The organism is Rhodococcus wratislaviensis, from assembly GCF_900455735.1.
GTDB lineage: Bacteria > Actinomycetota > Actinomycetes > Mycobacteriales > Mycobacteriaceae > Rhodococcus_F > Rhodococcus_F wratislaviensis.
In genome coordinates this window covers 49,821-70,309 of the sequence record NZ_UAUI01000013.1, presented here as the reverse complement: position 1 = coordinate 70,309, position 20,489 = coordinate 49,821, and the positions used below count along the sequence as shown (strand labels likewise).

Genomic DNA, 20,489 nt, shown 5'->3' with positions numbered 1-20,489 from the left:
CGATGGGCAACCGTCGGAGGGTCCCGCGCCGGTCGATCAGGATCCCGGCTGCGGCTGCTGCGACTTGTGATCGCCGAACGGTTGGTCGCGTTCACGGACGGCCTCTCGGAATCCGACGGTGGCCGAGCGCAATTGGAACGCGTACCCCTCGCGGGTGTGCCGGGACATCCCGTCGAAGACGGTGCTCACCATCGTCGAGTTGGCGACGCCCTGCGCCAGCAGTGCGCTGTTCAGTGCGAGTTTCACCATCATCAGCTGATTGATCGGCATTCTCGCGATTCGCTCGACGAGGTCCTCGGTTCGGCGGTCGAGTTCCTCCGCGGGCGCCGATTCCACCGCGAGTCCCCACTCGGCCGCCTGCCGTCCCGTGATGCAGTCGCCGGTGAGGAGCAGTCGTTTCGCCCGCTGGTCGCCGAGACGGTGCGCCCACATGCCCGCGGCCGGCACACCCCACACCCGGGTCGGGGGATAGCCGATCTTCGTGTCGTCCGCTGCGACGATCTGGTCGCAGTACAGCGCGATGTCGGTGCCGCCGGCGACGCAGAATCCGTGGATCTTCGCGACCGTCGGCTTGTTCGCGTGGAGCAGGCTCGCGAACCCGCGGTTGAACCGGCTCATCATCGCGTAGTCGGCCATCGGATCCCAGTTGCCGAACGGATTGTGGTTGCGCGCCTGAACGATCGGATCGAGCACGGTGCCCGTCGTGCGGTCCGGCCCCTCGCCGGTGTGGCCGCCGTGCTCGGCGAAGATGCCCAGGTCGTATCCGCCGCAGAATCCCTTACCGCGCCCCGACAGCAGGATCACGTGGACGCGGGGATCGAGGTCGGCGCGTTCCACGGTGGCGGCGAGTTCCACCGGAGTGTCGGCGGTGATCGCGTTGCCGTGGTCGGGACGGTTGAACGTGATCCGGGCGATGCGTCCGGTCACCTCGTAGGTGAGCGTCCGATACTCCGTCGGGTCGTCCGCCCGATCCGGTTCACGATCCGCGAACAGGGAATCGCCGCCCTCGTCCCAGCCGTCGCGCCACGCCGCAGGGCGGGTGCCGGCGTGGTCGCCGGGGCCGGTCACGCCCCCACCTTGGGAGTGGCGCGGTCGATGATGGCGGCGGTGTCGACGCCGGTCGGCAACGTCCCGAACACGGTGCCCCAGTCGCCGGACAGCCGGCTGACGCAGAACGCGTCGGCCACAGCGGGGTGTCCGTGGCGGATCAGCAACGACCCCTGGAGGGCGAGCGCCATGTCGCCGACGACCCGCCGCGCCCGGTGCTCGAGCGTGTCGAGATCGCCGAAACTCGCCTTCAGGTTCGTGACGGCGGCGTCGAGTCGCGCGTCGGCTCCCGCGGTGGAATCGAGTTCGTCGAAGAAGACCTGAAGCGTCTGCGGCTGTTTCGCCATCGCACGCAGAGTGTCGAGGGCGGCGACGTTGCCGGATCCTTCCCACACCGACAGCAGGGGAGCCTCCCGGTACAGCCGCGGCATCCGCGATTCCTCCACGTACCCGTTGCCGCCCAGGCATTCCAGGGCCTCCGCCGCGTGGATCGGACCGCGTTTGCAGACGAAGTACTTGCTGACCGCCAGCGAGATGCGACGCAGGGTGTTCGCGTGCTCGTCGCCGGCGGTCGCCCGGTCGGTGAGCGCGGCCAGCCACAGCGCGACGGTCGTGGCCGCCTCCGACTCGACGGCGAGGTCGGCGAGCACGTTCCGCATCAGCGGCTGATCCACCAGGTGGGCGCCGAATGCGCTGCGGTGCACGGCGTGGTGCGCGGCCTGCGCGGTGCCGACACGCATGCCGGTGGCCGTGCCGATGGTGCAGTCGAGGCGGGTCATGTTTACCATCTCGATGATGGTCGGAACGCCGCGGCCTTCCTCGCCGACCAGCCAGGCCACGGCCTCGTCGTACTCGACCTCGCTGCTGGCATTGGAATGGTTGCCGAGCTTGTCCTTGAGGCGCTGCAGGTGCATCCGGTTGCGGGTGCCGTCCGGCAGCACCCGGGGCAGGAAGAAACACGACAGACCGCCCGGCGCCTGGGCCAGCACGAGGAACACGTCGGACATCGGCGCCGACGTGAACCACTTGTGCCCGGTCAGGAGATAACTGCCGTCCGACTGCGGCACCGCGCGGGTGGTGCCCGCGCGGACGTCGGAGCCGCCCTGCTTCTCCGTCATCGACATCCCGGCGATCAGTCCGGCCTTGGTCAGCGGAGGGTGCAGCGCCGGATCGTACACCCGGGCGGTGAGCAACGGTTCGTACTGTTCCGCCAGCTCACGGTTGTGGCGCAGGGCGGGGACGACGGCGTACGTCATGGAGATCGGGCAGCCGTGACCGGCGTCGACCTGGCCCCACACGGCCATTTTCGCGGCCCGGACCAGATGGGCGCGCGGGTGCGGGTCGGCCCACGGTGCGCCGTGCAGGCCCATCTCGACGGCGGTGGTCATCAGCTGGTGGTAGGCGGGGTCGTACTCCACCTCGTCGATGCGGTTGCCGTAGCGGTCGTGGGTGCGCAGGACGGGAGGGTGCGCCTCGGCGAGGTCGCCCCAGCGCTGCGCCTCCTCGCTTCCGGCGAGGCGTCCGACGTCGTGCAGTTCCTCGAGCGCGTCGTGTGCGCCCTCGCGTTGCAGCGCTTCGAGGATCGGTGCGTAATCGGCCGCGTCGAAGTTGACCAGTGGCGGCACCTGGTTGACGACCTCGTGTGTGGCACTCATGTCGGGCTCCCGAGGGATCGAAGGGTGAAGGTGAGCAGGGCGGGGATGATCGCTTCGTCGGCGGCACCGCGGGCGAGGGGCAGAATCAGCGCTTCGCCGATTGCTCCGACGATGCAGGCTGCGGTCACCGACGCGTCCTGGTCCGGGATCTCCCCGGCCTCGACGGCGGCGGCGATGGCGACCGCGAGGGCGTCGCGGAACGACTCGCGGAACAGGAGGCGTTCGGTGTCGACCTGCGGGTCGACGGGTTCGACGAGCAGCGCGTACGCCAGGGTGGGGGCGCGCAGCGCGCGTTCGGCGAATGTGCCGACGGAGGCGGATACTGCTGCGACGCACCGACCCTCGGCGCCGCGGGCGGCGTTGCCGGATTCGACGGCGGCGCTCACCTCGCGACTGCAGACGATGCGGAAGACTTCTGCGAACAGTTCGCCCTTGTTCGAGAAGTGCCGGTAGACGGTGCCGGTGCCGACCCCCGCCTCGGCCGCGACCGCGGAGATCGAGCACCCGGTGTAACCGTGGCGGGCGATCAGCCCGATCGCGGAATCGATGAGGGTGGTGCGGAGTGCGTCCAGGCGTTCCTGGACGGCGGGTGTGCGCCGGTAGGCCATATTCAAGGAGTGAACACCCGTTCCGTTCTTCCGTCAAGGGTGCTAGCGTCGGCTACACCAGCGAGGAAAGGCGCACGCGATGACTTCCGACGTGGTACTTGTCCGCAAGGACGGACCGGTCACGACGATCAGCCTGAACCGGCCCGAAGTCCGCAATGCCGTCGACCGGCCCACCGCCGATGCACTCGCCGACGCCTTCCGTGCATTCGACGCGGACGAGGGCGCGTCCGTCGCGGTGCTCCACGGTGAGGGCGGAACATTCTGCGCCGGAGCGGATCTCAAGGCGATCAGTTCCGGAACCGGGAATCGCGTGGCGCCCGACGGAGACGCGCCGATGGGCATCTCCCGGATGAGGTTGTCCAAACCGGTGATCGCCGCGATCGACGGGCACGCGGTGGCAGGCGGTCTCGAACTGGCGCTGTGGGCCGACCTGCGGGTCGCCGGTGCGGACGCCGTCCTCGGGGTGTTCTGCCGGCGCTGGGGCGTGCCGCTCATCGACGGCGGAACCGTCCGCCTGCCGAGGCTCATCGGGGAGAGCCGCGCGATGGACCTCGTCCTCACCGGACGGCCGGTCGACGCCGACGAGGCCCTGAGCATCGGGCTGATCAACCGGAAGGTCGCGGCGGGGGAAGCGCTCACCGCCGCCCGGCAACTGGCCGCCGAGATCGCCGGCCTGCCCCAGGTGTGCCTGCGGCAGGACCGCTTGTCGCTGCTCGAGCAGTCGGGACTGACCGAGGATCAGGCCATGCTGAACGAATTCCGGCACGGTGCGATCTCTCTGGCCAACGGAACGGTCGAGGGTGCAGCACGCTTCGCCGCCGGGGCAGGCAGGCACGGTGATGCTGCGCCCGTGAGTACTTATTAACCGCCCGTGGTTAACAACTACTCACGGGTGAGGTTCCGGCGCACGGTCTGGTGTGCGTACCTGCTCGCGCTGGGCGTCACGATCTACACGCTGGGGCTGCCCACCGACCGCATCTACCAGGCGACGTGGATCGTCGCCGGCCTCGTCGCCTTCACGATCGACCGGCCGTGGCAGGACCATCTGCGCGTCGTGCGGGACTGGTTGCCGCTCATCGCCGCTCTCGTCGTGTACGACCTCAGCCGTGGCTTCGCCCATGAACTCGGGATGCCGGTGCGGGCGGAGGAACTGGTGTCCGTGGAGAGCTGGCTCTTCGGGGGCACCATCCCCACGGTGTGGTTGCAGGAGAATCTCATGCCCCCGGCGGGTGAGCTGCCGTGGTGGACTCTGCTCACGGGAATCGTCTACACCAGCCACTTCATCGTTCCGTGGGTGGTCGCGGCCGTCTTCTACGCGTACTCGCGCGACCTGTGGTCGGGGTACATGCGGCGGGTGCTGCTGCTGTCGTATCTCGGCCTGGTCACCTACATCCTGCTGCCGTCCGTTCCTCCGTGGCTCGCTGCCGAGGGGGACGTGATCTCCGGCAGCGTGGGCCGCGTCGCCGGATTCGGATTCGGTGTGGTCCCCACGGATGTCAGCACGCGGTGGCTGGAGGCGCAGAGCAACCCCGTCGCCGCGCTGCCGTCCCTGCACGCGGCGTTCGCCCTGCTCGTCGCCGTCGCGCTCTGGCCGTTCGCGAAGAACGTGTGGTCGCGGGCGCTGCTGGCCGCATACCCGCTCGCCATGGCGTTCGTATTGGTCTACGGCGGCGAGCACTACGTGGTGGACGTGCTGGCGGGATGGGCGTACCTGGGCCTGGCGATCCTGCTGGCACGGGCGTGGGAGTCCCGGACGACGGCGTGGCCCCGCCGAGTCGTCACCGCCGGCCGCCCGCGGCGTCGCTGGTGACCGACACCTCGTCGAGAATGGGCTGGAGGAAGGGCAGGATGCGGCCTACGATCGCCTCGTTGTAGGCGACCGGTTGCTGGTTCGGATTCGCGTGGCCGGTCCCGTCGAGCTTCGCGACCAGCAGCGCGCCGTCGGTCCCGCCGGACTGTTCGACGAGGATCTTCTGCGTGTAGTCGACGTCGACCACCGGGTCCTTCCACCCCGCGCGGGGACGCACGAACACGATCCCGGGCCGCGGCTTGTCGTCCGTCTCCGCCGCCAGCGACTTCAGGTTGTCGATGGCACCGGACGCGACGATGGTCTTGAACTGCGATTCGATCAGCCCGTTGCTCGCCACGTCCTCCGACAGCACCTTCTCGGTGAGGACCTCGTCGATGACGTCCCGGAACTCGTCGACGTCGACGTGCGGATACCAGTCCGACTTCGTGTCGAGGAACCTGCTCTGCCGGGCCGCGGTCTCCACCAGCAGGCGCATCGTCCGGCTCTCCCGCGCACCGGGGAGCCAGCCGATCCACCGCAGCATGTCCTCGCCGCTGTCCCGGCTTCCGGCCCGGACGGCGTGCAGGTCCACCGGGGTGCAGTCGAGCACCACTCCGATGAGGTTGGCGTCCGTGTCCTGGTAGATGTGCTGCGCGACTTCCAGCGCGACGACGCCGCCCATGCTGTGCCCGGACAGGACGATGTTGTCGATGCCCTCGTCGGCCGCGCGGGTGGCGATCAGTTCGCTGATCACCTTGGTGTCGATACCGCCGTTGTCGTATTGGACCGCCCATACCCGCCCGATCCGGTCGTACGACGACAGGGTGCGGGCGGTGTCGGTGGCATCCTTGTTGCCCAGCCCGACGAGGTCGACGACGGCGGTGTCGTGGTCGGCGGGCGACTGCGCGTCGTACACCTCGTGGATCTGTGGCTGGGTCAGTGCGAGGCGCTCGCGTTCGGGTTGCACGTCGTGAACCCAGTACTGTCCTCCGGCCAGGAGCAGGGGGACGGTCCCGAGCGCGACCGCGGCGAGGAAGCGCCGGGTGCGACCGAATTTCTGCCACTGGTGACCGAGCCGTGTCGCATGCAGACGCGCCTTGCGGCGGTCGTCGTTCCAGTCGGCCACGGTGGACGGATGGCGTGTCATTCTCTCCGACATCCACACCGATGGTACGCGCGGGAGCAGAGGGGCCCGGCTACGCGCGGGCGAGCTGGGTGTACTCCACCCCGGTCACCTCCACGGACTTCTCCCACAGGGCCGCCGCGAGTTTCGTGTTCCGTGCCCCACCGGTGCGCGGCGAACGCGCCACCGGTCCGCGAACTCCGAACAGGTCGTTCGGGCCCAGGTAGTCGTCGGTGCGGACGTCGGGCATGGTCGCCGCGTACAGCTGTCCGAGCGCGCCGTCCTTCTCGTCGTTGCCGATCACCCGCAATCCGAGGTGGGTCACGGCGAGAGCCCCCGGGATCGGCGGGACCATCGAGTCGAAGAGATTGGTGGCGGCGATGCCGGGGTGCGTCGCCACCGAGAGGAGCGGAAGTCCGGCGGCCGCACTGCGCCTGGCCAATTCGCCACTGAACAGAAGGTTGGCGAGCTTCGACTGGTTGTACGCGCCCATCCGGGTGTACTTGCGGCGGTCGAAGTTCAGGTCGTCGAGCACGATCCGGCCGCGGCGGTGCGCGATGCTCGCGAGGGTCACCACCCGCGGTGCGGGAGCGCCGAGGAGTGCCGGGAGGAGCTGTCCGGTGAGCGCGAAGTGCCCGAAATGATTTGTGCCGATCTGCAGTTCGAACCCGTCGGTCGTGCGGCCGAAGGGGACGGCCATCAGGCCCGCGTTGTTGATCAGCACGTCGATCTGCGCTGCGACCTCGCAGGCGTGCTGCGCCGCGTCGCGGACCGAGGACAGGTCGGTGAGGTCCAGCGGAACAAGTTGGTGCTCGGCATCGCCGCCCGCCTTGCGGATCCGTGTGAGTGCGGCGGCGCCGGTCTGCAGATTGCGGCACGCGAGCAGGACCGTCGCGCCCGCACCGGCGAGGGCCGTCGCGGCGTGGAGTCCGAGGCCGTTGTTCGCGCCGGTGACGAGGACGGTCTTACCCCACTGGTCGGGGATGTCGTCGAACCCGAAGTGCCTGTTGTCGAGTGGTGTCATGAAGGAACCGTCTCCTCGGGGTGCGGTCAGATGTCCAGGACGACGCGCTCGCCCTGGGTGCGTTCGACGCAGAGCAGCATCTGGCCGGAGGTCCGGCCCTCGTGCTCAACGCCGACGGCGCAGGTTCCACAGAACCCCTGCCGGCAGGAGAAGGCAAGCCCGGGACGCACTTCGGAAATCGCGTCGAGCGCAGTCCGGTCGGCGGGGACCTCCACCACCTCACCGGTGCGGGCGAGTTCGGCCTCGAACGGCCGCCCGTCGACGATCGGCGGGGGCGAGAACCGCTCGTAGTGGAACTCGACACGAGACGGCAGGGCGTCGTCGATCGCCTCGATCATCGGAATCGGGCCGCAGCAGTACACCGCGGACGTATCGGTCACCGCGCCGAGCAGCTCTGCTGCGGTAGGCATTCCGCCGTCGTCGTCGGTGCGCACCGCCACCCGGTCGCCGAACTCTTCGAGCTGGTCCAGGAAGGGCAGCGACTCCCGGTTACGGCCGGTGTAGACCATCGACCAGGCGAGGTCGAGGCGATGGGCCAGACGCACCATCGGGAGGATGGGGGTGATCCCGATTCCGCCCGCGACGAAGTGCAGGCCGTCGGCGGTCGATCCGTGTCCGGGCAACGCCAGGGGGAACGCGTTGTACGGGCCGCGGACCTTCACCGACGCTCCGGGGTGCAGGACGTCGTGGACCTCGAGCGAGCCCCCGCCGCCGTCGGGAATGCGCCGCACCGCAATGGTGTACGCGCGACTGTCCGCCGGGTCTCCGCACAAAGAGTACTGACGCCTGCGCCCGGACGGCAGTTCGAGGTCGAGATGCGCGCCCGGCCGCCACCGGTCGAGTTCGCCGCCGTCGGGGGCGGCCAGGGTCAGGCTCACGACGTTCTCGTCGTGCGCCACCACTCTGCGCTCACGCACCAGCATCCGCCGGCAGCCGACGCTGACCGGTGGGGTGATGTCGGTGCGGTACAGGAAGCGCAGCGACCGCATGTACGCGGTGGCGACACCGGCGACGGCACGCAGCAGCGGGTCGCGTTGCCGCTTCCCCCACAGATCGCCCGGTACGGAGGTCGGTGCCGGATACGTCGGAGTCACTACGCCGCCGCCCTCGCGGCAGGCGACTTGGCCAGATAGGCGATCGCCTGCGCCGTGTCGCCCTCGGCCTGCGGTGAGTACCGGGGGTCGAGGTATCGGAGGGCGCCCCGGAACAGGCTCGACAGTCCGGGCAGGGAGCCTCGGCGCATCGCCACGAGCAGCCCCATCCACAGGGAGAAGTAGCCGCGATCGGGCATCGTCGGGTCGGCGTGCACGATGAACTTGAGCCCGCGCGTCATCACCACCAGGAACGCGAGATACGACACCAGCATCGCGAGGTTGCGCCGGACGTACCCCACCCCGAAGTACATGGCGACGTCGTGAGCGACGTTGCGATGTTCGACCTCCTCCGCGCCGTGCCAGCGGTACAGGTCCGTCATGGCGGGGTCGGCGTCGAAGTCCTCGAGGCGCGCGTTCAGGATCCAGTCGCCCAGGAATGCCGTCATGTGCTCGATGGCGCCGATGAATGCGAGCCGTTCGACGAGCTGCTGACGCTGAGCGCGGGCGCTGCCCATCTCCCTGCGGCCCAGCACCTTCCTCATGAGGTATTCCGACTGCAGCACGAACGGCCGCGGATCCACGTCGTGTGCGTCAAGGAACTCGTACAGCACCACGTTGTGGGTCTCGGCGTGCATCGCTTCCTGCCCGATGAACCCTCGGACGTCGGCGCGGAGTCGGTCGTCGTTGATCAAGGGCAGGGCTTCGGTGAACGTCGCGCAGAACCACCGCTCCCCCTCGGGAAGGATCAGGTTGATCGCGCTGAGTGTGTGGGAGGCGATCGGTTCGCCGGGAATCCAGTGCAGCGGGGTCCGGGACCAGTCGAACTTCACGTTGCGTGCCTGCAGGGTCACGTCACCGGGGTCGACGTCGATCGCGTCGGCCTTCTTTCCGTTCCGCAGTGCCATCAGTGATCTCCTCGAAGTCGGCTTCGGGCGAGGGGCGCCGTTCGGCCGCGTGGCCGCCGGTACCGCGAGACACGATGAGCGTTACTCGCGGTTACGTTTTGTGCGAGTCGAGTGTCACACCGGCGAACTGCGGTGTCAACCACTACTGCCGTTGTCGGAACACGGTCCCGTACCCTGGGTATCGGCACAGGTCCAACGAGCAATCGGAGCCCAGGCGAAGTGGCAGAAACAGACACCCCGCGGTCGTGGGACCGGCGGGCACGCGCCCGTGAGGAGTTCATCGACGCCGCCTACCGGGTGATCGACACGCACGGCCCACGCCCGAGCATGAACGACATCGCCAAGGAGGCGGGGGCGACGAAGCCCCGGCTGTACCGGCACTTCGCAGACAAGGCCGACCTCTACAAGGCCATCGCCGACCGCACCACCCGCGACGTCTACAAGCTGGTGGCACCCAAATTCAACTTCCTGCTCACCACACCGCACGAGGCGCTGAACCACGCCATCACCGGCTACGCCGAAGTGGTCGCCGAGCACCCGAACGTCTTCCGCTTCCTGGCGGACGGCGAGCTGAAGCAGGACGGCGCGGGATCCGCCCTGTCCCTCGACGTCGAGCGCGACCTCACCGACCGGCTGGCCGGCGTCGCGTCGACGATCTTCGAGTCCGTGTCCGCCGAAGTTTCCGACGTCCGGTTCACCGCCCGCGCCGCGGTCGGGATCATGGTCTCGACCACCGACCTGTGGCTCGAGTCGTCGCAGGGTTCCGCGAAACCGGACACCGAGTACTTCGTCGGCCAGGTGGCGCCCCTCGTGTGGGGCGTGCTCGACGCATTCCTCCGCCGTAACGGGATCGAACTCGATCCCACCGAACCGCTCTACCTCGCACTTGCCCGCATCAACGCCCCGTGAGTACTTGTCAACCGCCCGCGGTTGACAAGTACTCACGGCGGAAGCGACTGGACTCCGGGCAGAGGGCGGCGACCGGGGCGACGTCCGCCGCGTAGTCGACGTCGCGGAGCGTCGGCAGCGACAGCACCTCGGCGCCTGCCGCGAGGAGGGCCTCCCGGGTGAGGCGTCCGGTGTCCGGGCTCGACGTGGGGACCGGGCGTATCGCCTCCGTCGCGACCGCGTCGGGCACGCCGAGGATCCACCACCCGCCGTCCTCCGCGAGTCCGAGGACGCATCGGCCCTTCCGCTCGGTGAGCAGGTCCGCCGATTCCGTGAGCAGTTCCGCCGTCACCTGCGGTGTGTCCATACCGATCTGAAGAATCGGCAGGCCGAACGCGGCGAACGCGTCGGCGTGGGCATTCACCAATCGCTCCGCGAAATCCGCACCCCGTTGCGGCAGCACCGTGAAACAGTCCAACGCCGCCGCGATGTCGGTGCCCCGGACGGCCCGGCCGAGATCGCCGGTCATCGCCACCGCCCGCCGCGCGACGCGGACGCCGGTGACGGCGTCCAGGGTGTCCAGCAGCGAGGCGGCGGCGAGGTCGGCGGCCCGGGCGTCGCCGACGTCCCGCGCGAGCCGGGTCTTCGCGAACCCGGGCACCGGTGCCTTCGCGACCACCAGTACTGCAACGTCGAGGATCATCCGATCACCTTCCAGAAGTCGTGGACGGCGACGACGGTGCCCTTCAGTGAACCCGACACCTTCGACGCGCCGGCGGTGCGCGGCCGGTAGGTGATGTCGCGCTCCGCGACCCGCCAGTGGGCGCGGCCGGCGAGCACGAGAAGCTGCAGCGGATAGCCCGACCTGCGGTCGTCGACCCCCAACGCGAGGAGGTCCTGCCTGCGTACGGCTCTCATCGCCCCGAGGTCGTGGACCGGGAGGCCGTACCGGCGTCGGAGTCGTGCGGCGACGACGGCGTTGCCGATCCTGCTGTGCAGCGGCCACGTTCCACGCCGATCGGCGCGGCGCCGCCCGACGGCGAGGTCGGCGCCCGACTCCAGTGCGGAGACCAGTCGAGGCAGTTCGCCCGGGTTCATCGAGCCGTCGCCGTCCAGCACGCAGACCACCGGAGTCTGCGCTGCCAGCACCCCGGAGTGCACGGCCGCACCGTATCCCGGGACAGGCTCCCACACCACCGTCGCGCCGTGCGTGCCCGCGACCGCGGCGGTGTCGTCGGTGGAGTTGTTGTCCACCACCACCGTCCGGTAGTCGCGGGGCACCGCGGCCAGCACTCCGGGCAGGGACCCGGCCTCGTTCATGCACGGGATGACGACGGTGACGTCCCGCGCTGAGATCGGCGCGCGCTCAGACATGGGGAGGTCCCGCCGGCGCAGCATCCCTCAGGGGTGCGTGCGCGAACGCCGCGATCCCCTCGGCGGGCATGATCCGAGCCAGGAAGCCCAGCCGCTCGCGGGCCAGGCGGGGGTCGGCGACGATGTGCCGCACGTCGCCGGGTCGGTATTCGCCGGTGACGACGGGTTCGGGCCCTCCGTACGAACGCGCGAGTGTCGCGGCCACCTCGCCGATCGTGATCGGTTGTCCCGAGCACACATTGAACGCCGAGAATCCCGGCATGGCCGCCTCGACCGCGGCCACGTTCGCCGCCGCGACGTCGTGGACGTGCACGAAATCCCTTGTCTGCCGACCGTCCTCGAACACGCGCGGAGGGTCGCCGTTCTCGAGGGCGGAACGGAACATCGCGGCCACCCCGGAGTACGGGGTGTCACGCGGCATGCGATCGCCGTAGACGTTGTGATAGCGCAGAGCCGTCACGGAACCGCCGGTGGCCAGCGCCCAGGCGAGTGCGTAGTGCTCCTGGGCGACCTTGCCTGCGGCGTAGAGACTTCGCGGCCGCAGAGGCGAATCCTCCTCCACGAGTGTCCACTCCAGGGGATCGCCCGTGTCGGGATCCCTCTCGTCGAAGATTCCCGCGGCCAGGTCCTCGGTCCGGCGGGCGAGCGGCTCCACGAACTCGCCCCGCCCGTTGCGATACCTGCCGTCCCCGTAGACGACCATCGAGGACGCGAGTATCAGCTTCCCGCAACCCGACTCGTGCATCGCGGCGAGCAGTGTCGCTGTACCGAGATCGTTGTGGCTGGCGTAGGCCGGGGCATCGCTCACATCCACACCGGCACCGACGACGGCGGCCTGATGGCACACGACGTCGACACCCCTCAGCAGTTCGATCAGAGCGGAGAGGTCGCGGACGTCGGCGCGTCGCACACCGTCCGGCGGCTCGACGTCGGCACCGTGCGCGGACGGGAGCAGCGCGTCCACGGCCACGACGTCGTGGCCGGCGTCGGTCAGCGCGGTGCGGACGTGGCTGCCGATGAATCCGGCTGCACCAGTGAGTAGTACCCGTGTTTCCGTCATGGCAGCTCGATCGGCAGGTTCACACCCTCGTGGACGCGGCAGGTTTCGCAGGGGCCTTCGGGGGCGGCGGCGATCGCGGACCGCACCAGCGTCTTCAGGGGCCCGAGGTTGCGCTGGAACTCGGCGAACACGTCCACGGCGCGCACACCGTCCCCCGACTCGATCCCCGCGTCGAGATCGGTGACCAAAGCGATGGTGGCGTAGCACATCTCGAGTTCCCGGGCGAGGACCGCCTCGGGGTGGCCCGTCATGTTGACGAGGGTCCAGCCCTGCCGGGCGAACCACACGCTCTCCGCCCTGGTCGAGAACCGTGGCCCCTCGACCACCACCAGCACACCGCCCTCCACGGTGCCCGGCCGGGCGGCGGCCTTGCGTAGGTCGGAGCAGTACGGGTCGGCGAACTGGACGTGCACGCCGCCCCCGTCGAAGTACGTCTGCGTGCGGCCGCTGGTGCGATCGACCAGTTGGTCGGGCACGACCATCGAGCCCGGTCCCAGGTCGGGGGTGAGGCTGCCGGCGGCGCAGGGTGCGAACACCTGCCGCACGCCCAGCGTGCGCAGCGCCCACAGGTTCGCGCGGTACGGGATGGTGTGGGGCGCGAATTCGTGCCGGGAGCCGTGGCGGGGGAGGAACGCCACCTGCCTGCCCTCCACGTCGCCGACCGTGATCGGAGCGCTGGGGTTGCCGTACGGAGTGTCGATCGTGACTTCCGCGGCGTCCTCGTCGAAGAACGAGTAGAAGCCGCTCCCGCCGATCACGGCGACGTCCGCGCGGGCCGGTTCGCGTGCACTCATTGCGGTCATGCAGTCAATCCTCCGTCGTTATGCTGGGCGCGAGTGCGACTTTCGCCGAAGGAGATGACGTCATCGGATCCCCGCAGCGCGCCGAGGAGCGCAATTTCCCGTACCGCGACGTCGTGGGCGCCGCGCTCGCACTGATCCTGGTGGTGGTCGCGTTCGTCGTCCCGCGCCTGGGAAACGAGACGATCACCCCCATCGTCCACCGCACCGCGGAGAGTGTGCGGGACTTCGCGGACGCCGCGCCGCTGTTCGGATTCCGCGACGTGCACGTCGGGTGGGGGACGCCGATCGCCATCGCGGTCGCGGCGGCGGTCGTGTTGTGGGGGCCTGGCCTGGCGCAGACGCTGGCGTGGCGTCGTCTCACGGTGGGAGTGTGGCTCGGGTCCGCACTGTGGGCGATGGCGCTCGCGCTGGTCGACGGCTGGCAGCGCGGGTTCGCCGGGCGCCTGACCTCCACCGACGAGTATCTCCACGAGGTTCCTCGCGTCACGGACATCCCCGCGACGCTGCGCGGCTTCGCGGACCGGATCCTGGACCTGCAGCCCGATTCGTGGACCACCCACGTGTCCGGGCATCCGCCCGGTGCGCTCCTGACGTTCGTCTGGCTCGACCGGATCGGGCTCGACGGCGGTGCCTGGGCGTCCGCGCTGTGCGTCGCGGTCGGGTCCAGCGCCGGTGCCGCCGTGATCGTCGCGATCCGTGCGCTCGGTGACGAGGCCATGGCTCGGCGCGCGGCCCCCTTCCTCGTCCTCGCACCCGCCGCGATCTGGGTGGCGGTGTCGGCGGACGCACTGTTCGCCGGCGTGGTCGCGTGGGGGATCGCCCTGCTGGCCCTGTCCGCGACCCGGACCGTCCCGATCCCCGCGCTCGTCGCCGTGGCGGCGGGCGTGCTGCTCGGCTTCGGTGTCTACCTCAGCTACGGGCTCACACTGATGGCGATTCCGGCGGTCGCCGTCCTGGTGATCGCGCGCACGGCCCGCCCGTTGGTCGGCGCTCTCGCCGGCGCGCTCGCGGTGGCGGCTGTGTTCACGCTGTACGGATTCTGGTGGTTCGACGGCTACCAGCTGGTGCAGGAACGGTATTACCAGGGCATCGCGTCGGATCGCCCCTTCGCCTACTGGGGCTGGGCCAACTTCGCGTCGCTCGTCTGCGCGGTGGGGTTGGCGGTGCCCGCCGCGCTGCCCCGGGCGTTCGCCTGGTCCCGGGTGCGGGCGCGGTCGCCGGTTCCCGTCCTCGTGCTCTCGGCGCTGCTGGCGGTGGTGATCGCGGACCTGAGCGCGTTGAGCAAGGCGGAGACCGAGCGGATCTGGTTGCCGTTCGAAGTGTGGCTTCTCGCCGCCCCCGCCCTCCTGCCGCGCGGAAGCCACCGGTTCTGGCTCGCGGTGCAGGCCGCCGGTGCGCTGGCCGTCAACCATCTGCTGTTCACGAACTGGTGACGGCCGGCGCATCCGAGGTGCCGTTCGGGGGCAGACGGTCACTTGGTCGCGATCGTGATGGTGGCGATTCCGACCAGCAACCCCGGCTTCACGGCGTCGGTCTTGAACGTCTCGTTCAGCAGTCCGGCCGCGTCTTCCGAGATCTTGACCTCGGTTCCCTGCAGGATCGCCGTGTCGTTCGGTCCTGTCTGCAGCGGCTTCAACGTGCGGCCGTTGAGATCGAACAACACCGCATCGGTGGCCGCCGACGCACCGTTGACGCTGACGTCGCCGGTGAGCAGCGACGTTCCCGGGTCGATCGCGAAATCGGTGAGTTCGACGACGGTGCCGGGCGCCGCCAACGACAATCCGCTGCCGTCGTGCATGATCTCGCCCTGTACGTAGGGATCGACCGTGCCCGGCTCCCAGTACTTCACGTTGCCGCCGGTGATCGGGAAGCTGACCGATCCGTCGGCGAGCGCCGCCGTACCCACCACTCCGGGGGTGAGTCCGAGCGTCGTCAGGGCTCCGGTGAAGCCGGAATCCAATGCGACGGCGGTACTCACCCCGGTCAGGTTGTCCACCTGGGCGACGGGTGCGGGTTGCGAGGATGCTGCTGCGCTCACATTCGACGCCGCATTCGAATCGTTGCTCGAGCACGCCGCGAGCGGGGTCAGTGCCAGGGCGCCGATGGCCGCTGCTACGAGTGCTTTTCGATAGTTCGACATGATGATCAAACAACCTTTCCGGAGGAAGGGGGGTGGGTGGATGTTCACTAGGTATTCGGTGCGACTCCGCCGGCGGATGGGAGCTCTTACGCCCATTCCATCCGCACGAAGTACCGATTGGCGTGCTGCAGAACATCGATGACGCTCAGTCCGGCAGCGCGTGCGACCCCGGACATCGCCGCGACACCCACACTCGCCCAAGCGAACCACTCTCCAGCCAAATGATCCGTCTCCCAGCGCAGCAACTCGTGACGGACCCCCGGCGTGGTCGGCGGATCCACCTCGGCGATCACAATTCCGTGAGGTTGCAACAGTTCTCGTGCGCGACGGAGAACCCGCACAGGTTCGCCGCCGATGCCGATGTTGCCGTCGGCGAGCAGCACCCGGTCCCAGTGCCCGGACCGCGGAAGCGGCGCGAAGATGTCCCGGTGCAGCGCGAGGCCGCCGCGTCGGATCGTGAGTTGTACTGCGGCGAAGGATGAATCGACACCCAGCGCCGCGAAGCCGGCCGAGATGAGTGCCGCGGTGAGGCGGCCCGGTCCGCAGCCGAGGTCCACGGTGGCGCCGTGACAACCGGTGAGCATCACCCGGTCCGCGATCCGATCGGAGAGCGAGGATGCGTCCCCGCCCATCCACCGGCCCACCGGCAGCGGGCGACGCGTTCCCCGTGCGTCGCGCACCCAGCAGGGGAGTCCCGCCGACGCACGCCGCATCAGGAGGTCCGTGGATACGTCCGTTCTCCTCATGAGCCGCTCACGGTGTCACCAGCCTTGCGGGACAACGCGAGCCGGGTGGCGTACGCGATGGCGGACACTGCGAAGAATGCGGCGGTGAGCAGCAGCCAGCGGTCGAGGAACGGTTCTTGCGTCAGCCCCGTCGCCGCGAGATACGCGTCGGCGCCCTGCTCGATGATTCCCGGCAGGAACAGCAGCAGCGTGAGCCCGGACGCGAGCGCCGGTACCCGAAGGTAGTTCAGTGCCGAAACCGACGGCGGTCGGGCAGTTCTCCTGCCCCGCATCGCGTTCAGCCCGGACGCCAAGGATCGGTCCGCGAGCGCGTACAGCGGGAACAGCACGAGGTCGTGGGCGATCACTGCGCCGAGGAACCATACGGCGATGGACTTCCACCACACGTCCTGATTCCACAGATTCTGCGGACCCACCACCGCCACCGCATATCCGGCGAGGGCGAAGCTGAACAGCACGGCCAGCAGATGCAGCGGGTTAGCGCCGTAGAAGCGGGCGAATCGGCGCATCTCACGCCTCCCGGAATTCGATGGCCTGCACCCATTTGGTGTTGTGGACGCCGGGCAGGGCGGGAACGATGATCCGGGCGGGGTAGCCGTGGTCGAGGGACAGGTCCGCGCCGTTGACCGCCAGGGCGAGCAGGGCGTCGGCGTCGCGCACCTGATCCGACGTGAGCACCGCCTGGTTGAACGCCCCGGACCGTTCCAGCGACGTCACCTTCGCCGACGCGAACGCCGTCACCCCGGCGGCGTCCGCGAGGTCACGCAGTCGCACGCCCGTCCACGTCTCGGTGGTGGACCATCCCTCGACGCACGCGATCGGAAGAGAGGCGGTGTGCGACGGCATGGCGCGCAGTTGACTTCGGCTCAGCTGCACGGGTGCCGCACCACCCGTCACCGAGAGACGCCAGGTGTCGCCGATCTGCTCCAGGGTGATCTGCGCGGCCGCAGCGGTGCGGTTGATCTGAAAGTCGTTGGGGCCGTCGCCGTACGAGCGACCGCGGGGGAGGAGCAGCGCGGCATTGCGCAGGAACCCGCCGGTGGTCTGCCCGACCGACAGGACGGCGACCAGCGCGGCGCCGCCACCGACCAGGGCGAGGGCGCCGCGGCGGCTGATGGTGGGCGGGGCGGGGTCTTCGGCCACGAGGCCGTTCTCGTCCGGCGGTTCGGGGTGCGTGTCCGCGCGGGAGGTGCGCAGCATGTCCCGGAACGACCGGGAACGCAGCGACCTCACCATCAACGGCACCTTCAGGATCGTGTGCGTCACGAACCCGGCGATGAAGACCCACGCGCCCCAGTAGTGGGCCGTGTAGAAGTCGAAGCCGAAGATGTAGTCGTACTGGATGTTCAGGACCCCGGTGATGATCTCGAACAGCGCGCCGCCGACCAGGGCGATCAGTGACAGACGTTCGAGCGCCTGCGCCGGCGACCGCACCGGCGGAAACACGAAGAGTTTCGGGATCACCGACCACAGCTTGGCGAGCACGATCGGCACCAGGATCAGTCCGAGCCCGACGTGCAGCCCCTGCGTGAGCCGGTACAACCACGACGGCCGGGTGGGCCACGCGAAGTACGGAAGGTGCAGCCACCCGACGTCGCCGGGACGGGCCTGCCCGAACTGAGGCCCGTACGCGATGTACGAGAGCAGTCCCGTGACGATGACGACCGGAAGCCCGATCAGCAGTACGAGGCCGAATACCGAGGTCAGCCACGGTCCGCGCAGTGGACTGCGTAATCGTGGGCCGCGAGAGTGGTCGGTCATGGTGTATCAATCCCTCCGGCTCGATCATCTCGAGCCTCAGAGGTAATTCGGTGCCGCCGCCGTGCAGGACTGCTGCGCCCGTGAGTACTTATTAACCGCCCGACGTTGAGAAGTACTCACGGGTGCGAACCGTGCCGGATCTTTTCGCGGGGCTGGTCGTACCGGACCATCTCGTATCCGATCATCGCGAGCAGGACCGCGGTGAGCACGCCGAGAGTGGCGAGGGCCGGGATGTGCCAGACGACGGGGATCAGCGCGATCAGCACGACCGCCGTCACGACGCGCGGCACGGTGACCGACCTCGTCGCGTACGCCTTGAACGCGACCAGCGCGAGGAGGTACAGCGCCGCGCCGCCGAACAGTGCGATCAGCGGCCAGCCGTACAGCGGGTCGGTGAGCCGATGATGGTTGCCGTCGCCGACGTACGACAGGATCTTCTTCAGGCCGAGTGACAGCATCACGACCCCGATCACCATCGGCAGGTGCAGGAAGCTGTAGCAGTTGCGGGCGATCTTGATCTGACGCGCACCTGTGGCCTCCTCGAAGGCGTGCTCGACGGCCAGTGATGTGACGTCGAAGTACGACCACCACAGCAGCCCCGACACCGCGAGTCCCAGCAACGAGGCGACGATGATCGCCCAGGAGATCGGCAGGCTCGCGACGCCGATGCCGATCGAGACGATCGACTCGCCGAGCGCGACGATGATGATGAGGCCGTGTCGTTCGGCGAAGTGGCTGATCGACCGCAGCCGCCAGTCGGTGCCACCGATCAGGGTGCCGATGTAGTCGCCGGCGAGGGCGAGGATCCACATCACGGTCTGCGCCGTGCCGGTGAGCTGCGATGCGATGAGCAGGAACGCGGTGCCGGTCACCATGCTCGGCGCGAAGCGCAGCACCTGACCGCGCAGCTGGGGGTCGGTGCGGCTGATCACCCAGAACATCACCAGGTGCAGTAGGCGGACGACGAAGTAGCCGAGGGCGAAGATGACGGGGCCGTCGAGTCCGCCTGCCAGGTCGTCGAACGCCTCGGGGATCGTCAGGGCGGTGATGAACATGGCGCCCATCGCACCGAACATCACCACCCGCACGATGCCCTCGTCGGCGCGTACGAGGTTGCAGAGCCAGGCGTACCCCACCCAGCTCCACCACAGGACGGCCATCACCAGTGCGCCGCGCAGCAGGTTCACCCCGGTGGGGTCCTCGGCCATCAGATCGGTGACGCGGGTGAGGGCGAACACGAAGACGAGGTCGAAGAACAGTTCGAGCGGCGACACCGACGCTCGTTCTTCGACGAGGCGGGGACGCAAACGATGGGCAAAGGTCACGGGGAGAATGCTGCCACCGGACGGCGACGCGGGAAAGTCCTACGAACTGCGACGATCCGTGGGGTCGGGCTCAGCCTTTCGTTCGGGGGTGCCGACGGGGGTGCGGGGGATCCGCCCGGTCCGCCGGCTGCCGCGGCCGGGAACGTCTTCGCATGCAGGTCGTCATCGAAAATCATCCGAACAGGGTGAAAGCCCGTGAGACGGTCTCGAACCGGATTATGCTCGGAAGATGGCCGGAATTCTCGTGGGAGATCCCGGATTACTGTGACCGAGACCTGATCCCGGTGCCATCCGCGGACCTGGTCGGCATGCACGAAGAGAGGTTTTCCGGTGAACGATATCGACCCGGAGGATAGCGGGCCCATCGATTATCTCGTGGTGGAGTTCCCGGCCGACCGAAGACCGGACGGATCGGCATTGGCGATACTCCGCGACCTCGTCGAGCAGGGCACCGTGCGAGTGCTCGACCTGGTCTTCCTTCGCAGGGAAGCGGACGGTTCCGTCGTGGCGATCGACGTCGTCGACGTCGGACTCGAGGGCGACATAGATGCGTCGCTCTTCGCCGAGGCCTCGACCGGCCTGCTCGACCTGGCGGACATCGCCGACGCCGGATCCGTGCTCGAGCCGGGTGCTTCGGCTGCGGTACTGGTCTACGAGAACACTTGGGCCGCACCGCTCGCAACCGCCCTGCGTCACAGCGGAGCGCAACTCGTGGCGTCGGGCCGTATCCCTGTGCAGGGCATCCTGGCGTCACTCGACGCGCTCGAAGCCGGAAACTGAAACCGAGGACAACATCATGCCCGGACTCCTCCGCGGGATCGCCCGCACCGCCGTCATCGCCGGAACCGCCACGTCCGTGTCGAATCGAGTGTCTCGACGCCAGGGTCAGCGGTGGGCGGCGAAAGAGCAACCGCAACAGCAGCCACAGCAGCAACCGCAGCAGCAACCGCAGGCACCGCAGAACGAGGCCCCGGCCTACTCCCAGGAACCCCCGCCGCAGGCCGCCCCCACCCCCTCCGCGGGAGGAGGGAGCGTCGACCGGATCGCCGCTCTGAAGGATCTCGGAGAACTCAGAGCGCAAGGTGTGCTCACCGAAGCCGAATTCAACGCCGAGAAGGCGAAGATCCTGGCGTCCTAGGACGACCCC

22 protein-coding genes are annotated in these 20,489 nt (G+C 68.9%); 6 read left to right on the top strand and 16 right to left on the bottom strand.

Annotation, left to right across the window (positions count from 1 at the left end; all coding sequences use genetic code 11):
* Positions 1–36: 36 nt before the first annotated feature.
* The 3 genes from DTA22_RS19040 to DTA22_RS19030 are packed head-to-tail and all read right to left on the bottom strand — an operon-like array spanning position 37 to position 3,310.
* Complete coding sequence (locus tag DTA22_RS19040) at positions 37–1,068, bottom strand: crotonase/enoyl-CoA hydratase family protein (protein ID WP_112300577.1); 1,032 nt, start codon at positions 1,066–1,068, stop codon at positions 37–39.
* Positions 1,065–2,702 (bottom strand): acyl-CoA dehydrogenase family protein, encoded by a 1,638-nt coding sequence (locus DTA22_RS19035; RefSeq protein ID WP_112300576.1) that lies wholly within the window; start codon positions 2,700–2,702, stop codon positions 1,065–1,067. The genes DTA22_RS19040 and DTA22_RS19035 overlap by 4 nt, the downstream gene beginning before the upstream one ends.
* Complete coding sequence (locus tag DTA22_RS19030; RefSeq protein ID WP_112300575.1) at positions 2,699–3,310, bottom strand: TetR/AcrR family transcriptional regulator; 612 nt, start codon at positions 3,308–3,310, stop codon at positions 2,699–2,701. The genes DTA22_RS19035 and DTA22_RS19030 overlap by 4 nt, the downstream gene beginning before the upstream one ends.
* Before the next feature lie 79 nt (positions 3,311–3,389).
* Between DTA22_RS19030 and DTA22_RS19025 the strand changes: the two genes are divergently transcribed.
* Together DTA22_RS19025 and DTA22_RS19020 are read left to right on the top strand one after the other, a co-directional pair.
* The gene (locus DTA22_RS19025) at positions 3,390–4,175 is read left to right on the top strand and encodes a crotonase/enoyl-CoA hydratase family protein (protein ID WP_112300574.1); all 786 of its coding nucleotides are present in this window, start codon (positions 3,390–3,392) and stop codon (positions 4,173–4,175) included.
* Positions 4,176–4,181: 6 nt separating this feature from the next.
* The gene (locus DTA22_RS19020; protein WP_052032978.1) at positions 4,182–5,120 is read left to right on the top strand and encodes a phosphatase PAP2 family protein; all 939 of its coding nucleotides are present in this window, start codon (positions 4,182–4,184) and stop codon (positions 5,118–5,120) included.
* Here the strand turns inward: DTA22_RS19020 and DTA22_RS19015 are convergent.
* The 4 genes from DTA22_RS19015 to DTA22_RS19000 are packed head-to-tail and all read right to left on the bottom strand — an operon-like array spanning position 5,089 to position 9,245.
* The gene (locus tag DTA22_RS19015) at positions 5,089–6,258 is read right to left on the bottom strand and encodes an alpha/beta fold hydrolase (protein WP_037229171.1); all 1,170 of its coding nucleotides are present in this window, start codon (positions 6,256–6,258) and stop codon (positions 5,089–5,091) included. The two genes, DTA22_RS19020 and DTA22_RS19015, sit on opposite strands and share 32 nt — an antisense overlap.
* Before the next feature lie 37 nt (positions 6,259–6,295).
* Complete coding sequence (locus DTA22_RS19010; protein ID WP_112300573.1) at positions 6,296–7,246, bottom strand: oxidoreductase; 951 nt, start codon at positions 7,244–7,246, stop codon at positions 6,296–6,298.
* A 26-nt stretch (positions 7,247–7,272) separates the two neighbouring features.
* Positions 7,273–8,340, bottom strand: coding sequence for a PDR/VanB family oxidoreductase (locus tag DTA22_RS19005; RefSeq protein ID WP_112300572.1), 1,068 nt, complete (start codon positions 8,338–8,340; stop codon positions 7,273–7,275).
* Positions 8,340–9,245 (bottom strand): metal-dependent hydrolase, encoded by a 906-nt coding sequence (locus tag DTA22_RS19000; RefSeq protein ID WP_112300571.1) that lies wholly within the window; start codon positions 9,243–9,245, stop codon positions 8,340–8,342. The genes DTA22_RS19005 and DTA22_RS19000 overlap by 1 nt, the downstream gene beginning before the upstream one ends.
* A gap of 219 nt (positions 9,246–9,464) precedes the next feature.
* On the opposite strand from DTA22_RS19000, the gene DTA22_RS18995 reads away from it, so the two are divergent.
* On the top strand, positions 9,465–10,154 hold the full coding sequence (locus DTA22_RS18995; protein ID WP_245973377.1) for a TetR/AcrR family transcriptional regulator: 690 nt from the start codon (positions 9,465–9,467) through the stop codon (positions 10,152–10,154).
* Positions 10,155–10,161: 7 nt separating this feature from the next.
* On the opposite strand, the gene DTA22_RS18990 is transcribed toward DTA22_RS18995, so the two are convergent.
* The 4 genes from DTA22_RS18990 to DTA22_RS18975 are packed head-to-tail and all read right to left on the bottom strand — an operon-like array spanning position 10,162 to position 13,370.
* Complete coding sequence (locus DTA22_RS18990) at positions 10,162–10,836, bottom strand: TIGR04282 family arsenosugar biosynthesis glycosyltransferase (protein ID WP_112300570.1); 675 nt, start codon at positions 10,834–10,836, stop codon at positions 10,162–10,164.
* Complete coding sequence (locus DTA22_RS18985) at positions 10,833–11,507, bottom strand: glycosyltransferase family 2 protein (RefSeq protein WP_112300591.1); 675 nt, start codon at positions 11,505–11,507, stop codon at positions 10,833–10,835. Before DTA22_RS18985 ends, DTA22_RS18990 begins: the two co-directional genes overlap by 4 nt.
* A complete protein-coding gene (locus DTA22_RS18980) occupies positions 11,500–12,567 on the bottom strand; it encodes an NAD-dependent epimerase/dehydratase family protein (protein WP_112300569.1) in 1,068 nt (355 codons plus the stop codon). The genes DTA22_RS18985 and DTA22_RS18980 overlap by 8 nt, the downstream gene beginning before the upstream one ends.
* The gene (locus tag DTA22_RS18975) at positions 12,564–13,370 is read right to left on the bottom strand and encodes an S-methyl-5'-thioadenosine phosphorylase (protein ID WP_112300568.1); all 807 of its coding nucleotides are present in this window, start codon (positions 13,368–13,370) and stop codon (positions 12,564–12,566) included. Before DTA22_RS18975 ends, DTA22_RS18980 begins: the two co-directional genes overlap by 4 nt.
* Before the next feature lie 20 nt (positions 13,371–13,390).
* On the opposite strand from DTA22_RS18975, the gene DTA22_RS18970 reads away from it, so the two are divergent.
* A complete protein-coding gene (locus DTA22_RS18970; protein ID WP_112300567.1) occupies positions 13,391–14,803 on the top strand; it encodes a hypothetical protein in 1,413 nt (470 codons plus the stop codon).
* A gap of 38 nt (positions 14,804–14,841) precedes the next feature.
* On the opposite strand, the gene DTA22_RS18965 is transcribed toward DTA22_RS18970, so the two are convergent.
* From DTA22_RS18965 to DTA22_RS18945, 5 genes are all read right to left on the bottom strand, one after another.
* On the bottom strand, positions 14,842–15,510 hold the full coding sequence (locus tag DTA22_RS18965; protein ID WP_037229322.1) for a hypothetical protein: 669 nt from the start codon (positions 15,508–15,510) through the stop codon (positions 14,842–14,844).
* An 86-nt stretch (positions 15,511–15,596) separates the two neighbouring features.
* A complete protein-coding gene (locus DTA22_RS18960; protein ID WP_174233826.1) occupies positions 15,597–16,256 on the bottom strand; it encodes a methyltransferase domain-containing protein in 660 nt (219 codons plus the stop codon).
* Complete coding sequence (locus DTA22_RS18955; protein ID WP_112300566.1) at positions 16,253–16,765, bottom strand: hypothetical protein; 513 nt, start codon at positions 16,763–16,765, stop codon at positions 16,253–16,255. The genes DTA22_RS18960 and DTA22_RS18955 overlap by 4 nt, the downstream gene beginning before the upstream one ends.
* 1 nt (position 16,766) lies before the next feature.
* Positions 16,767–18,017: a molybdopterin-dependent oxidoreductase gene (locus DTA22_RS18950; RefSeq protein ID WP_112300565.1), complete on the bottom strand. Its 1,251-nt coding sequence runs from the start codon at positions 18,015–18,017 to the stop codon at positions 16,767–16,769.
* A gap of 116 nt (positions 18,018–18,133) precedes the next feature.
* A complete protein-coding gene (locus tag DTA22_RS18945) occupies positions 18,134–19,342 on the bottom strand; it encodes a low temperature requirement protein A (protein WP_037229142.1) in 1,209 nt (402 codons plus the stop codon).
* Positions 19,343–19,672: 330 nt separating this feature from the next.
* Between DTA22_RS18945 and DTA22_RS18940 the strand changes: the two genes are divergently transcribed.
* Positions 19,673–20,122 carry a DUF6325 family protein gene (locus DTA22_RS18940; RefSeq protein ID WP_037229139.1) on the top strand — a complete coding sequence of 150 codons (450 nt, stop codon included), beginning with the start codon at positions 19,673–19,675 and terminating at the stop codon, positions 20,120–20,122.
* 16 nt (positions 20,123–20,138) lie between these two features.
* On the top strand, positions 20,139–20,480 hold the full coding sequence (locus tag DTA22_RS18935; RefSeq protein WP_112300564.1) for an SHOCT domain-containing protein: 342 nt from the start codon (positions 20,139–20,141) through the stop codon (positions 20,478–20,480).
* The last annotated feature ends 9 nt before the right edge of the window (positions 20,481–20,489 follow it).